Origin of the sequence: Pseudomonas sp. PDM30 (genome assembly GCF_019218985.1) — a bacterium.
Lineage (GTDB): Bacteria > Pseudomonadota > Gammaproteobacteria > Pseudomonadales > Pseudomonadaceae > Aquipseudomonas > Aquipseudomonas jessenii.
The window spans coordinates 11,153-25,307 of sequence record NZ_JAHUWM010000012.1; the positions used below are offsets into that span (position 1 = coordinate 11,153).

General features: G+C 61.4%; 12 protein-coding genes. 5 read left to right on the forward strand and 7 right to left on the reverse strand.

Features of this window, described 5'->3' with window-relative positions:
• From KW840_RS24245 to KW840_RS24275, 7 genes are read right to left on the reverse strand one after another with little or no spacing between them, the layout of a single operon-like run.
• Complete coding sequence (locus tag KW840_RS24245; protein ID WP_218498036.1) at positions 1–1,131, reverse strand: glycosyltransferase family 1 protein; 1,131 nt, start codon at positions 1,129–1,131, stop codon at positions 1–3.
• The gene (locus KW840_RS24250; RefSeq protein ID WP_218498037.1) at positions 1,115–2,491 is read right to left on the reverse strand and encodes a glycosyltransferase family 1 protein; all 1,377 of its coding nucleotides are present in this window, start codon (positions 2,489–2,491) and stop codon (positions 1,115–1,117) included. Before KW840_RS24250 ends, KW840_RS24245 begins: the two co-directional genes overlap by 17 nt.
• Positions 2,488–3,747, reverse strand: coding sequence for an ABC transporter ATP-binding protein (locus KW840_RS24255; RefSeq protein ID WP_218498038.1), 1,260 nt, complete (start codon positions 3,745–3,747; stop codon positions 2,488–2,490). Before KW840_RS24255 ends, KW840_RS24250 begins: the two co-directional genes overlap by 4 nt.
• Complete coding sequence (locus tag KW840_RS24260) at positions 3,747–4,544, reverse strand: ABC transporter permease (protein ID WP_154947769.1); 798 nt, start codon at positions 4,542–4,544, stop codon at positions 3,747–3,749. The genes KW840_RS24255 and KW840_RS24260 overlap by 1 nt, the downstream gene beginning before the upstream one ends.
• Positions 4,545–5,987, reverse strand: a complete 1,443-nt coding sequence (locus tag KW840_RS24265) for a mannose-1-phosphate guanylyltransferase/mannose-6-phosphate isomerase (RefSeq protein ID WP_218498039.1) — start codon at positions 5,985–5,987, stop codon at positions 4,545–4,547. It lies immediately after the preceding gene.
• 3 nt (positions 5,988–5,990) lie between these two features.
• Entirely contained in the window at positions 5,991–6,962 is a 972-nt protein-coding gene (gene gmd, locus KW840_RS24270; protein ID WP_057713902.1) for a GDP-mannose 4,6-dehydratase, read from the reverse strand.
• Positions 6,959–7,873: a GDP-mannose 4,6-dehydratase gene (locus KW840_RS24275; RefSeq protein ID WP_218498040.1), complete on the reverse strand. Its 915-nt coding sequence runs from the start codon at positions 7,871–7,873 to the stop codon at positions 6,959–6,961. Before KW840_RS24275 ends, gmd begins: the two co-directional genes overlap by 4 nt.
• 423 nt (positions 7,874–8,296) lie before the next feature.
• On the opposite strand from KW840_RS24275, the gene KW840_RS24280 reads away from it, so the two are divergent.
• From KW840_RS24280 to KW840_RS24300, 5 genes are read left to right on the forward strand one after another with little or no spacing between them, the layout of a single operon-like run.
• Positions 8,297–9,955, forward strand: coding sequence for a glycosyltransferase (locus KW840_RS24280; protein WP_218498041.1), 1,659 nt, complete (start codon positions 8,297–8,299; stop codon positions 9,953–9,955).
• Positions 9,949–11,253 (forward strand): glycosyltransferase, encoded by a 1,305-nt coding sequence (locus KW840_RS24285; protein WP_218498042.1) that lies wholly within the window; start codon positions 9,949–9,951, stop codon positions 11,251–11,253. The genes KW840_RS24280 and KW840_RS24285 overlap by 7 nt, the downstream gene beginning before the upstream one ends.
• Positions 11,250–12,116 carry a bifunctional 2-polyprenyl-6-hydroxyphenol methylase/3-demethylubiquinol 3-O-methyltransferase UbiG gene (locus KW840_RS24290; RefSeq protein ID WP_218498043.1) on the forward strand — a complete coding sequence of 289 codons (867 nt, stop codon included), beginning with the start codon at positions 11,250–11,252 and terminating at the stop codon, positions 12,114–12,116. The genes KW840_RS24285 and KW840_RS24290 overlap by 4 nt, the downstream gene beginning before the upstream one ends.
• Complete coding sequence (locus tag KW840_RS24295) at positions 12,113–13,270, forward strand: acyltransferase (RefSeq protein WP_218498044.1); 1,158 nt, start codon at positions 12,113–12,115, stop codon at positions 13,268–13,270. Before KW840_RS24290 ends, KW840_RS24295 begins: the two co-directional genes overlap by 4 nt.
• The gene (locus KW840_RS24300) at positions 13,264–14,097 is read left to right on the forward strand and encodes a class I SAM-dependent methyltransferase (RefSeq protein ID WP_218498045.1); all 834 of its coding nucleotides are present in this window, start codon (positions 13,264–13,266) and stop codon (positions 14,095–14,097) included. The genes KW840_RS24295 and KW840_RS24300 overlap by 7 nt, the downstream gene beginning before the upstream one ends.
• Positions 14,098–14,155: the final 58 nt, after the last annotated feature.

Below are 14,155 nucleotides of genomic sequence, written 5' to 3' on the forward strand. Positions count from 1 at the left end.
TCAGTTCTCCATTGCCTGGCGGTAGGCGCGGGCGGTCACCGTCGCGCAACGCTCCCAGGAAAAAAGCTTCGCTCGCTGCAAGCCTGCCTCGCGACAGACCTGCCAATGCGCCGGGTCGTCGATCAACCGCAGCAAGGCATCGCGCAAGGAGTCGGGGTCGTGCGCCTCGATGTAGTTGCCGGCATCGCCAGCGACCTCCGGCATCGCCGACTCACCCGTCAGAATCACCGGAGTGCCACTGGCCATGGCTTCCAGCACCGGCAGGCCGAACCCCTCGTACAACGAAGGGAAGACCAGCGCCCGGGCTCCGGCCAGTAGCTGCGCCAGATCGTCGTCCGACAAGTACCCCAGAAGGCACACATGACCTGACGCAAGGGCCGAACGTAATTCGTCGTTGAACTGCTGACGTTGCCAGCCGGCCATGCCGGCGATCAGCAACGGAAAACGCTGGCGCACGGTTTCCGGCAGCCGGGCATGGGCGCGCAGGGCCAGGGTCAGATTCTTGCGTGGCTCCAGGGTACCGACGCAAAGGAAATACTCCCGCGCCTCGACGCCGTGGGCCTTGAGGACCTGATCGATGGCCTCGGGTTCACGGGGGTGGAAGCGCGCGGCCACACCCAGCGGTGCCACCACGAAGCGCTCGGCCGGCAGTGCGAACCAGGCCTGCGCTTGCTCGGCGATGTACTGCGAGTCCGTCAGAATCAGCCGCGCCCGCTGTACGCCGTCGGCCAGTCGTCGCTCGATTTCGCGCAGGCGTGCCGGTGGTTGGGTGTCGGGATAGTGCAGGTGCGTGAGGTCATGCAGTGTGATGATGGTCGGGCCGTTGAACGACAGCGGCCACAGGCTTGGCTCGTGATAAAGATCGATGGCCTGGGCGGGGCGCTGATCAAAACGCTTCTGCTCCAGCCAGCGCCGCGCCTGATAGGCTCCCGGAATCTGTCGCAGCAACGGCGTCAGACGCGAGTAACCGGGCATCGCCGCCTCAGGCAGAGTCGAACTCCAGCCCCAGCCGTGGAACAACGACAACTCGACGTCCGATTCGCGGGCCAGGGCCGTCGCCAGTTCGGCGACGTAGTGGCCGATGCCCGTGCGCGGGGCCTGAAGGATGCGGGCGTTAAGGGCAATTCGCATGCTGACTCTCAGGCACCTTCGCATCGCTGTGCAGATTGCGCTGGATGCGTTCGACCAGTTGCGCACTCGCCTCGCGCCAGCTCAGCCAACGCCAGTTATCCAGGTTGAGGGGCGCGGGAAATGCGCCGCCGCTTTCCATGTCGATGACCAGATCGGCCAGGTTCTGCGGGTCGGAGAGGTCGAAATACGCCATGTACTCGCCACCGATTTCGCGGAACACCGGGATGTCGCTGGCCATGGCCGGCAGGCCTCGCTGCATGGCTTCCACCAGCGGCAAACCGAACCCTTCGACGTAGGACGGGAACACCAGCGATGTCGCGTGGGAATAGGCGTGTTCCAGGCTCTTGTCCGAAAGGTTGTTGAACATGAACAAACGCAGGTTCAATTGCGGATGCTGGCGTATACGCTCGATCAGCGCCTCGCATTTCCAGCCAATCTTGCCGACGATGCATAACCGGGCTTTGGAGCCGGCCGCCCAGGCGCGCTCGAACGCGTCCAGCAGATACGCATGGTTCTTGCGCGGCTCGATGGTGCTGACCATCAGGAACACAGGGTCTGGCGTCTTGAACATCTGCAGCAGCCCCGGGTCGACGGTAGACCGGGCATCGGTCAGGTCGAGTTCGGAGCCGAGGTGAAAATAGTCGAACCAGCGTTGCTGAACCTGCGCGGTACCGATCCTGCGGGTCATCTCCTGGCGGACCTGGTCGCGGATGGTGGTCGAGATCGCCACGTAGCCATCGGCGGTGCGGGCGATCCAGTCGAACCATTCGTTGAAGACCTTCACCAATCCTGCGTCGCAAAACTGCGGGTGGGTCAGGGGAATCAGGTCGTAGATCACCGAAACGATACCGACCCCGTCACGCTTGAGTTGTTCGGCCAGGGGGAAGAAGTTGGCGTGCCAGGACGAGTCCAGCAGCACCAATTGGTCCCTGGCGCGATGCTGCAACGGCACGCAACGCTCGGGAACCTTCTGGCCCTTGAGTGCCCGATCGAGCAGGCGCATCGGCAGGCTCAGGCAGGCGAACGCGGTCAGACGGCAACCGACGTAAAGCACCCGGCGGGCGAACTTCGATTGGCTGAAAGGACGGCGACGTTCCAGCGCGCGGTGGCGCAGCCAGAACTGATTGGCGAACTGTTCTAGCTTCACCCGCAGGCTCACCAGATCCACTTTGACGGTCGGCAGGGGTGCCAGGCTTTTCACCTCGAACAACGCGCCATTGATCATCACCACCGGAACGCATTCGCGCTGGGCGTTCGCGGCCGGCAATTGCTGAATCACATTGCGAACGACCCGCTGGATGCCCGAGTTGGCATCCGGGTGTTCGAAGACGTAGGTACATTCCACCAACAGTCTGGTCATCGTGTTTCCCCAATGGATTCCACCCGATTCTCACTGGAACGGGTCACGCTGGTCTGCGCTTCGAGCCAGGAGCAACCCACGAAGTCTTCCTGGCGATTGTTGATCACGTGGAAGACCAGCCCGTAGTCACGCCATTCGAAATTGCGATCCAGGTGCGAATCCAGTCGCGACAAGCTCAAGGCCACCGAATAATTGCCCTTGCCCAGGCGCATGTCGAAGGCAAAACGGTAGGTGACGCGCTCGCCGGCACTCAGGTCGGTGAGGGCTTTGTCCACCCGGTGGGTATTGATGCCGTACATGGGCTGGCCAAGGCGATCCTTGATCATGAAGCCGAGAATCAGTCGCTCGATGTCCTGGCGCACCTCGACCTGCACTTCCAGGACCATCGCCTGGCCGACTTCAGCCACATCCACCGAACGCCCCTTGGGGTCAAGCAGGCGGACACTGAGAATGCCCGCTTCGCCTGTCCCGGAAATGGTTTGCACCTGCCCGTTGGCGAGCATTTCCTGACGCACCGTCTGGCCCTCGCGCTGGGCGAGCATGGCGTTGTAGTAGTCCATCACTTCTTCAGGCTTGCCGCGCATGGCCATGCGTCCGTTCTCCAGGAGGATGGCGGTGTCGCAGATCGACTGGATCGCCGAACGGTCATGGGACACGATCAGCAACGTGGTACCTGCCTTGCGGAAGTTGCGGATGCGATCAAAGCTTTTGTGCTGGAAGTAGGCATCACCCACGGACAGCGCTTCATCGACGATCAGGATGTCCGGCCGTCGCGCGGTGGCCACGCTGAACGCCAGGCGCATCTGCATGCCGCTGGAATAGGTGCGAACCGGATGGTCGATGGCCTCGCCGATTTCGGCGAAGCTCTCGATCTCTGGCATCAGCGCTTCGATTTCTTCGACCTGCATGCCGAGCAACTGGCCGGCCATGAAGGTGTTCTGCCGACCGGTGAAGTCCGGGTGAAAGCCCATGCCCAGCTCCAGCAGCGCCGCTACGCGACCTTGCAGCTGGATGTCGCCGCAGGTGGGCTGGGTAGTGCCGGTGATCATCTTCAGCAGCGTGCTTTTGCCGGCACCGTTGACCCCGACGATGCCCACGGCTTCACCCGGCTGAATCTCGAAATCGACCCCTTGCAGCACCCAGTGCAGGTGATGCCGGGTGCGGGAAAACGGCACCAGCCATTCGTACAGCCGGCTCCAGCGATTCGGGTACTGCTTGTAGGCCTTGCCCAGGCCACTGACACGTATATGTCCCATCAGAGCTCGTCCACCATTTCACCGACACGCTGGCGGAACAGCCGCAGCGCCATCCCACAGAACAACAGGCCGATCACCAGCAACGGGACCAGCGAGCTCCAGTCTGGCCATTGGTTGTAGAGAAACAGGTTCTGGTAGCTGTTCATCAGTGCCGTCATCGGGTTCAGCTCGATAAAGCGCTGGATGCCCGGCGGCAGGATCGACAGCGGATAAACGATTGGCGTCAGCCAAAACCAGAATTGCAGGCAGATGCCGAAAAACTGCCCGACGTCGCGAAAGAACACGTTGAGCACGCCCAGAATCATCCCCAGCCCCGCAGCGAAGATCACCTGCAGGACCAGCAACGGTACCAGCGCCAGCAGCGCCATGCCGGGCAGCCGTCCGCTGATCAGCAGGAAGCCGAGGAACAACCCCAGGATGATCGCGAAATTGATCCCGGCATTGAGCAGCACGATGACCGGCAGGCAGATGCGCGGGAAGCTGATTTTCTTCAGCAGGTTGGCGTTTTCCAAGAACATGCTCTGGCTGCGCGTCGTGATCTCGGCGAACAGGCCCCAGGTCAGCAGGCCGGCGCACAGGTAGACGCTGTAGGCCAACCCGTCATCCACACCCGGCAAGCGGGCGCGCATGATGGTGGAGAAGATCACCGTGTAGACCAGGATCATCGACAGCGGATTGAGCACGGTCCACAAGGCACCGAACAGCGAGTTGCGATAACGCGCCTGAAACTCCCGTTTGACGCTGCCGAGGATGAATCCCCGGTAACTCCACAGCGATTGGTAAAGATTACGCAGCATTCAAACCGTCCTGCCGTATTGATCTTCGAAGCGGACGATGTCGTCCTCTCCCAGGTATTCGCCGCTTTGCACTTCGATGATCACAAGGTCGATCACGCCGGGATTTTCCAGGCGATGCTTGTGACCGGCGGCAATGAAGGTCGATTCGTTCTTGGCCACCAGGTGCGTGCCGGTGCCATTGTTGGTGACCTTGGCCATGCCTTCGACCACCACCCAGTGTTCATTGCGATGGTGGTGCATCTGCAATGACAACTTGGCGCCGGGCTTGACCACGATGCGTTTGATCTTGAAGCGCGGACCTTCCTCGAGCACGGTGTAGGTGCCCCATGGCCGGCTGACCGTACGGTGCAGGCGATAGGCTTCGTGCTCTTTATCCTTGAGTTGCCTGGCCACCCGGCGCACATCCTGGGCACGGTCGGCGTGGGCCACCAGCACCGCGTCGGCGGTGTCGACGATGATCAGGTTATCCACGCCCACGGTCGCGACCAGGCGGTTTTCGCTCTGGACGAAATTGTTGTGGCTGTCGATGAAAATCGACTCGCCGACGGTGCGGTTGTTCTGTGCATCCGCCGGTACCAGCGCGGCCACCGCCCCCCAGGAGCCGATGTCGCTCCAGTCGAAACGGGCCGGCACCACGACCACTTTGTCGGAGCGTTCCATCAACGCGTAGTCGATGGAAATGTCCATGATTTCGCCAAACAGGACCGGTGACAGTTCCTGTTGCAGACTTCCGGCGTTTTCCACCGCGGCGCTGGCGGCCATGCAGGCCTGCGCCTGCTCCAGCAAGTCGGGAGCATGGGTTTGCAGCTCGGCCAGCAGGCTGGCGACCGAGAAGCAGAACATCCCGGAGTTCCACAGGAAGTTGCCGCTTTCCAGGTAATGCGTCGCGGTTTGCAGGTCGGGTTTTTCGACGAAGCGCCGCACACTGGCAGCACCTTTATCGTCCAGTGGCATGCCGGCCTCAATGTAGCCGAAACCGGTTTCCGGAGCGGTCGGCACGACACCGAAGGTCACCAGGTGACCGCGCCTGGCCAATGCCACGGCATGCTCGACCGCGTCCTTCAGTGCGTCGACATTGACGATCAGGTGGTCGGCGGGCATGACCAGCATGATCGCGTCGTCACCATGCAGGGCCTGGAGGGAGAGGGCGGCGGCGGCAATGGCCGGTGCCGTATTGCGCCCTGTCGGCTCCAGCAGGAAGTGTCCGCGATGGCGGCCAAGGTGCGCGTCCCGAAAGTGATCCTTGCTCTGGAAGTAGTACTCGCGGTTGGTCACCGTGACGATATCGCCCCAGCCGTCGAGCAGGTCCGCGGCACGCCGATAGGTCTTGCCCAGCAGCGACTGGCCGTCGGGCAATGCCATGAACGGTTTGGGATGGCCTTCACGCGACACCGGCCACAACCTTGTCCCGGCACCGCCGGAGAGAATCACGGGAATCAGCATGGCCTACTCCTTGGCGACGCGTTTCATGTCCGCATCCATCATCATGCGGATCAAGGTATCCAGGTCGGTTTTTGGTTTCCAGCCCAGCACACGCTGGGCCTTGGCCGGGTTGCCGAGCAGCACTTCGACTTCGGCCGGGCGGAAGAACGCCGGGTCGATCTTCACGAAGTCGCGGTAGTTCAGGCCCACGTGATCGAAGGCGATCCGGCACATCTCGCGCACGGTGGTGGTGACGCCGGTGGCCACCACGAAGTCATCGGGCTTGTCCTGTTGCAGCATCAGCCACATGGCTTCGACGTAGTCCCCGGCAAAGCCCCAGTCGCGCTTGGCGTCGATGTTGCCCAGGCACAGTTCCTGCTGCTTGCCCTGCTTGATGCGGGCGGCGGCGTCGGTGACTTTGCGCGTCACGAACTCGATGCCGCGCAACGGTGATTCATGGTTGAACAGAATGCCGCTGCTGGCGTGCAGGTTGAAGCTTTCGCGGTAGTTCACGGTTATCCAGTGGCCGTACAACTTGGCCACGCCATAAGGGCTGCGCGGATAGAAGGGGGTGTTCTCGTCCTGCTGCTCGGCCTGGATCAGGCCGAACATTTCGCTGGTGGACGCCTGGTAGAAACGCGTGTGCGGGCTGAACTGACGGATCGCTTCGAGCAGGTGGGTAACGCCCAGGCCGTCGACGATGCCGGTGGTCACCGGTTGATCCCAGGAAGCCGCGACAAAGCTTTGTGCGGCAAGGTTGTAGATTTCGTCCGGCGCCGATTTGATCACCGCGCGCTGCACTGAACAGGCATCGGCCATGTCGCCGTCCAGGTAGACGATGTCCGCCTCGACCCCCATCTCGCGCAGGCGCCAGCGCGAGTCGCTGCTGCGACGCGCCACCAGGCCGTGGACTTTGTAGCCCTTGTCGAGCAACAGTTTCGCCAGATAAGCGCCATCCTGGCCGGTGATACCTGTGATCAATGCACTTTTAGTCATTCTTGTCGTACTCGCTTCTCCCAGTCGGACAGGATCGCCCGCAGGGATTGTTGTGTTGTGATTTCAGGCTTCCAATCGGTGGTTTGGGTCAGCCTGGCAGGGCTGCCACACACACGTCGCTGATCCGCGCGGCGAAGTCGCGCAGGGTCCTGGACCAATTGCAGGTCGACCTGGGCAAGATCTGCCAGTTGTTCGATCAAACTGCGAATGCTCTGCTCGCGCCCCGAGCAAATGTTGTAGACCTGCCCCGGTGTGCCTTTTTCCAGCAATGCCAGGTAGGCCGAGACCACGTCCCCGACATCGAGGAAATCGCGCGTGACGTCGATGTCCCCGACCTCCAGTTGTGGCCCTTGCAGGCCTTGCTTGATCCGGCAGATCTGACGGGCGGCGCTGGCGATGACGAAGCTGTCTTTCTGCCCGGTGCCGATGTGGTTGAACGGGCGGGCGACCAGTACGGGCCAGTCCTCGCTCAGGCCCCATTGCAGGCTCAGGAACTCGGCCGACAGTTTGCTCACGGCGTATGGGTTGCGCGGGCAGGGTGGTTGCAATTCAGTGATGGGCAGATGCTCTTCAGCGACCTGGCCATAGACATCGCCGGAGCTGACGTACAGGAACGTGCCGCTGAAGTCGCGTGCCTTGAGGGCTTGCAGCAGGTTCAGGGTGCCCAGCAGATTGATATTCAGGGTACCGGCCGGATCACGAAAAGCCTCCGGGACGAACGTCTGGCCGGCCAGGTGGATCACCGCATCGGGCATGACCGGCCACAAGCCTTCGAGGCTGTCCGGCGCGGCAAGATCGTAGCGGCCGGGAACAGGCAGCAGTTCCCATTCCGAGGCGTCAGCCTGCAAACGCGATTGGATGTGTTGTCCTACGAATCCAGTCAGACCCGTGACAAACAGACGTTTTTTCAACAGCGACCCCCGGTCATACATTTCATCCATTTCCTACTGGCTTAATGGAAGGGTCTCACGAATCAACAGGATCGCTCGTAAGACAGATGAAATGTTTTGTTGTAGTTGTTTGGTAGCCAATCTGTGCCATTTGCTCGGCAATTTCAACAGGTCCAACCGTGACTGATCAGTTCTCGTCTGCGTAGCCTGATTTATTCTCGTCGGGCGGTTCACGAATCCTCAACGGATGTGGTTAGAATGCCCCTCGTCACGATTACCCGGGGTTCGGCAGCGTCGCTTCGAAACTGCGAGAAACTGACCACTAAAACAAGAACGAAGACGGGCAGGAAGACGATGGACGAGCGCCAGTAAACACGGACTCGAACCGTATCCTCCCCGTCATAGCGTGAGGCTGCCGGGATGGCGGCGTCACCGTGGGATGCCATGAATTTTATTCTTTACTCCGACGTCAACGACAGCTCCATCAGCCGGAGTCTCGGCCGTCCAGAATACAGTTACTACTTCGTGCTCAAGGCTTACCGACCGTTGTTCGAAAGCCTCGGGCCGGTGCATGTGGTGTCATCGGCCGCCGAGGTCGACCCGCTGTATCGGCAGTTGCAGCAGGCCGGCCAGGACTGCCTGTTCATTTCGTTCGCGCCACCGCACAAGACTCCCACCGACCTGCAATGCCCGATGGTGTGCGTGGTCGCCTGGGAGTTCGACAGCATTCCCGCCGAGCACTGGGACAACGATCCGCGTCAGGACTGGAGCCAGACACTGGCGCGCCTGGGGCGAGTGATCACGTTGTCCACCCACACCGCCGAAGCCATCCGCCGGACCCTGGGCGACGACTTCCCGGTGCTGGTGCTGCCGACGCCTTTGTGGGAACGCTTCGCCGACATTCGCCAGCAATATCCCGGTACGCCGGTGAACGCGGGTGCCACGTTGCAGATCAAGGGTTGCATCCTGGACAGCCGCTCGATGGGGTTGTCCGCCGATGGTTTGATCGCGCCGATCATCGAGCAAGCACCAGAGGAAATCGTCGAGCCGGAACCAGAGCCGGAACCAGAACCTGAATCAGCGCCACCGCCACCGTTGACCCTGCGGCGGCGCCTTTTCATCACCAAACATTACCTGCGCGAAGCCTGTCGAGCCCTGTCGGCAGACAGCAAGCACTCGTCGCTGTTCCTGCTTAAACACTACCTGCTGTTGTGGTATCGCGAAGCTGTTCGCGATCTGGTGCCGGATGCCGTTCGGCCGTGGCTGGCCAGGTTTCGCACGCCTCAACCGTTGCCGATCGAACCTGCGGTCAGCGAAGCTCCCGCGCCGGATGAACCCGTCATCAGCGCGACTTGCGCGCAGGACGAGCATCCACAAGCGGCTTACCCCGACACCAGCGAAACGGTGGAAATCGAGGTCGATGGCGTCATCTATGTGAGCGTGTTCAACCCCGATGACGGGCGCAAGAACTGGCATCACCTGATCACGGCGTTCTGCTGGGCGCTGCGTGATGTGCAAGACGCCACGCTCGTGTTGAAGATGACCCAGAACGACCTGTCGACCTATTACGTCGAGCTCATGACCTTGCTGTCCCAGCTCTCGCCCTTCGCCTGTCGCGTGGTGGTCATGCACGGTTATCTGCAGGACGAGCAGTTCGCCCGGCTTTATGGCGCGGCGAGCTACTACGTCAACGCTTCACGTTGCGAAGGCTTGTGCCTGCCGCTGATGGAGTTCATGTCCTGCGCCCGGCCTGTCATCGCCCCGAACCACACGGCGATGCGCGACTACATCGACGAGCGTGTGGCTTTCATCGTCAAGTCCAGCCAGGAGCCGACGATCTGGCCGGAAGACGCGCGCATCCTGTACCGCACATTGCGCCACCGTCCGGACTGGGGGTCGTTGAAAACGGCTTATGAGAACAGCTACGCGATGGCAAAAAATCAGCCGGACGCCTGGCAGGCCAAGGCGGACGCGGCCAGCGAACGCATGCACCAGTACTGCAGCTTCGCGCCGGTGCAGCAGCGGCTGGCGCTGTTCTTCAAACAGGAACCTGCCCGTGACGTCGTGCCGGTGGTTGCCGAAACGGGGGCTGCATCGTGCTGATCATCATTCATTCGGAAACCAACAAGAGCAACATCCAGCAGAATCTTGGGCGGCCCGAGTACAGCTATTACTTCGTCCTCAAGGAATTCCGCCCGGTGCTCGAACGGCTGGGGCAGGTGATCGAGGTCAGCAACCCGGACGAGCTGGTCGATCGGTTGTATTTCGATTGCCTGAGCCGGGGCGAAGACTGCGTGTTCCTGTCCTTCTCCCCGCCGCATCGCACGCCGGTCCACTACGCGTGCCCGACGATTCCGGTGTTCGCCTGGGAGTTCAGCACCATTCCCACCGAGAGCTGGCAGGGCGAACCACGGCATGACTGGCGGACGGTGTTGGGCTCCTGCGGGACAGCGATCACCCACTCCAGTTTTACCGTGAATGCCGTACGCGATGTGATGGGCCCCGATTACCCGATCAGCGCTATCGCAGCACCTGTCTGGGACCGTTTTGCCGCCCGTGGCGAGCTTCTGGACAAGCGTCCGGTCGTGGGCCCCACACGTCTGAACCTGCGCGGGCTGTTGATCGACAGTCGTACCACGGACTTGCGCCCCTACGGCCCTGAACGTTTGCGCGAAGGCACGCCGATCGCCTTCGACCAACCGCCGCGCGATTGTGAGCTGGTGCTCGAGGGCGTGGTCTACACCTCGGTATTCAATCCCTACGACGGACGCAAGAACTGGAAGGACATGATCAGTGCATTTTGCACTGCCTTTCGCGACACGCCCGACGCGACCCTGGTGCTCAAGCTCACGCACCATGACATCGCCAACGCTTTGAACGACATGCTGCACCACGTCTACAAGAATCAGTCCTACCAGTGCCGCATTGTGCTGATCCACGGCTTTCTGTCCGACATCGACTACGAGCGCCTGGTCGAGGCCACCAGTTACGTCGTCAACTGCTCCTACGGCGAAGGGCAATGCCTGCCGTTGATGGAGTTCATGTCCTGCGGCAAGCCGGCCATTGCGCCGCTGAACACCGCCATGGCCGACTACATCGACCGTGACAACGCGTTCATCGTCGAAGGCACCGACGAACTGACATCCTGGCCCCACGATCCTCGCGCAGCGTATCGTACCCTGCGTTACGTCACGGATTGGGACTCATTGTGTACGGCATTTTCCGCCAGCCATGACGTCGCCAGGCAGGACGTCGAGCGCTATCAGCGAATGTCGGCCCATGCCGTGGGCAGCCTGCAGGGGTTCTGCAGCCAGGCCGTTGCCGAACAGCGCCTGAAGGCGGTGTTCGAGCAGTTGCTGCAACGGCGTGAAGCAAACTGCGCACAAGCGTCGGGCACATGATTCGGCGCCTGCTTGCGAAGTTGCGGCCCGCACCGGTAGCGGTCGCCCCAGCAGAAATGCGGGTCTCGCCCAGGGACATCGGTTTGTACGATGCCCTGCTCGACGGCTGGTTTCTCGGCGACAGCGGTGAATTGCTCAAGGGGTTTGCCATCACCGCCGACGACACCTTGCTGGATGTTGGCTGCGGTGAAGGCGTGGCGACTTTGTTCGCGGTCCGCCAGGGCGCTTCGGTGATTTTCACCGACAGTGAACACGACAAGGTCCGCGAGCTTGCCCGACAAGTGGCGGCGCAATCAGACAAGCCGAGCCTGGGGCTGGTCAGCAACAGTTTGCCGCTGCCATTGGCCAAGGGCTGCGCCAGCAAAGTCGTGTGCATGGAAGTACTGGAACACATCGATCAGCCAGAACCCTTCATGGCCGAACTGGTGCGCATGGGTCGCCCCGGCGCGCTGTACCTGCTGAGCGTACCGTCCCCGGTAGGCGAACATTTGCAGAAAGGCATCGCTCCGGCCAGCTATTTCCAATCGCCCAATCACGTACAGATTTTCAGCCCCGAGCGATTCGCCGCGCTGGTGGAAGACGCGGGCCTGGTCATCGAGCATCGCCAGGCGTCCGGTTTTTTCTGGGTCATGGGCATGATTTTTTTCTGGGCCAGCGAACGGGCTGCCGGGCGTGAATTGGGTGGCGCGGTTCGCGACCGGATTCAGGCGCCGTATCCGCCGCTGATGGAGAGCTGGGCGAAAACCTGGCAGGACTTGCTGGCCCAGCCCGACGGGTTGGCGATCAAGCAGATGCTGGATCAGTTCATGCCCAAGAGCCAGGTGATCATTGCTCGCAAACCTCATGTCCAGGAGGACGCATGAGCAACGAAAAACGGATCATGGACATCGAGTTGCTGCGCGGCATTGCGGTGCTCGGCGTGCTGTTTCATCACCTGCAGGACAGCCTGTTCGCGGCGACCGTGCCGTTGTTGCAAGCCATCACGCTGTACGGTCAGCCGTGGTGGGGCGTGGATCTGTTTTTCGCGATCTCGGGCTTCGTCATTGCCCGCAGCCTGATCCCGGCCTTGCGCCGTTGCACAACGCGTCAGGAATATTGGCAACAGACGCGTAATTTCTGGTTGAGACGGGCCTTTCGATTGCTCCCTTCAGCCTGGTTATGGCTGGCGCTGATGTTGCTGGCGTGCCTTTTTCTCAACCGCTCAGGCGCGTTCGGCACCCTGCACGCGAACATTCAGGCGACCCTGGCCGGCATCGCCCAATACGCCAATTTCCGCTTTGCCGACAGTTTTTATCACTACGAGTACGGCACCAGCTTCGTGTACTGGAGCCTGTCGCTGGAAGAGCAGTTCTACCTGCTGTTTCCGTTGATGATCGTGCTGTTTCGCAAGCACCTGGTGTGGGCGTTGCTGGCGCTGGTTGCGGTGCAATTGTTCACCTTGCGCACGCCGATCCTGATGGTAGTGCGCACCGATGCGCTGGCCCTTGGCGTGCTGTTGGCGATGTGGAGTACGCAACCGTCGTACCTGCGCTGGGAGCCAAAATTCTTGCGTCGTCCATGGGCGGGCGTTGCCGCATTGATCGCGCTGTCGTTGCTGCTCAGCTTCATGGCAACGGATCGTTTCACCTTCACCTCTTACCGGATCGGCGTGATTGCGGTGCTGTGCGCGCTGCTGGTCTGGATCGCTTCTTACAACCGCGATTACCTGTTGCCGCGCGGCGTGTTCAAAAACCTGATGACGTGGGTCGGCAGCCGTTCCTACGGGATTTACTTGATCCATATCCCGGCCTATTTGCTGGTTCGTGAATTCATTTTCCGTTTGCAGGCTGCCGGGCTGCCCAGTCCGGCTGGCCATCCGATCTTGATGTTGCTGATGGCTGGCGGCCTGATCGTGCTGCTGAGCGAACTCAACTATCGCGTCATCGAAATGCCCATGCGCAACCGTGGCGCCTCGCTGGTCAAACGCCTGGGCACTTCCCGAACAGCCGTCACATCCTCTGGAGCCACCTCATGCTGAGCCTTTTGAAGAAACTCACGGCGGGCACGCCCGCGCCTGTGCAGCCAGAGACCCCGCCCGCGGCGCCAGTGGCGGAGAAAGTCGACCCTTACATGCTCGGCCTGCACGATGCGATGCTCAGCGGCTGGTTCAATCAGCAGACCGGCGAACTGTTCAGCGGATTCCCGGTGACCCCCGAGGACACGCTGCTGGATGTTGGCTGCGGCGACGGTGGCAACGTGCATTTCTGCGGGATGCGCGGGGCGAAGATCATCATCGCCGATATCGACGCAGCCAAGGTCGAAGCGACCCGCCTGCGCCTGAGCGATACACCGGCCCGCGACGTCGAATGCCATGTCACCGACTGCAACCCGCTGCCGATTGCCGATGCGACCGCCACGCGGGTGGTGTCGACCGAGGTCATCGAACACGTGGACGATCCGGCACAGTTCCTCGCTGAACTGGTGCGCGTCGGTAAACCGGGCGCGCTGTACCTGCTGAGCGTCCCGCATCCCAGCTCCGAAGACCTGCAAAAAGATATCGCGGCGGCCGAGTATTTTCAGAAGCCCAACCACATCCGCATCATCAGCGAAGCGCAGTTCAAGGCCATGGTCAGCGATGCCGGCCTGGAAGTGATCAGCCACAGCCAGTACGGATTCTACTGGTCGATGTGGATGCTGTTGTTCTGGGAAGCCAAGGTCGACTTCAGCAACCCGGACCATCCGTTGCTCAACCACTGGGCGGATACCTGGCAGGCGATCCTGGCTTCGCCACGGGGCGCACAGATCAAGCAGGCGCTGGATGCCGTGGTGGCGAAAAGTCAGGTGATTATTGCGCGTAAACCCTGATCAGCAATACTCACCCGGGCGAGGCCGCGAACTCCAGCCTGATTGCCCGGGTACACCT

Coding starts and splice junctions, on each gene's coding strand:
- KW840_RS24245 (WP_218498036.1), bottom strand. CDS start 1,131: ATGCGAATTGCCCTTAACGCCCGCATCCTTCAGGCCCCGCGCACGGGC.
- KW840_RS24250 (WP_218498037.1), bottom strand. CDS start 2,491: ATGACCAGACTGTTGGTGGAATGTACCTACGTCTTCGAACACCCGGAT.
- KW840_RS24255 (WP_218498038.1), bottom strand. CDS start 3,747: ATGGGACATATACGTGTCAGTGGCCTGGGCAAGGCCTACAAGCAGTAC.
- KW840_RS24260 (WP_154947769.1), bottom strand. CDS start 4,544: ATGCTGCGTAATCTTTACCAATCGCTGTGGAGTTACCGGGGATTCATC.
- KW840_RS24265 (WP_218498039.1), bottom strand. CDS start 5,987: ATGCTGATTCCCGTGATTCTCTCCGGCGGTGCCGGGACAAGGTTGTGG.
- gmd (WP_057713902.1), bottom strand. CDS start 6,962: ATGACTAAAAGTGCATTGATCACAGGTATCACCGGCCAGGATGGCGCT.
- KW840_RS24280 (WP_218498041.1), top strand. CDS start 8,297: ATGAATTTTATTCTTTACTCCGACGTCAACGACAGCTCCATCAGCCGG.
- KW840_RS24290 (WP_218498043.1), top strand. CDS start 11,250: ATGATTCGGCGCCTGCTTGCGAAGTTGCGGCCCGCACCGGTAGCGGTC.
- KW840_RS24295 (WP_218498044.1), top strand. CDS start 12,113: ATGAGCAACGAAAAACGGATCATGGACATCGAGTTGCTGCGCGGCATT.
- KW840_RS24300 (WP_218498045.1), top strand. CDS start 13,264: ATGCTGAGCCTTTTGAAGAAACTCACGGCGGGCACGCCCGCGCCTGTG.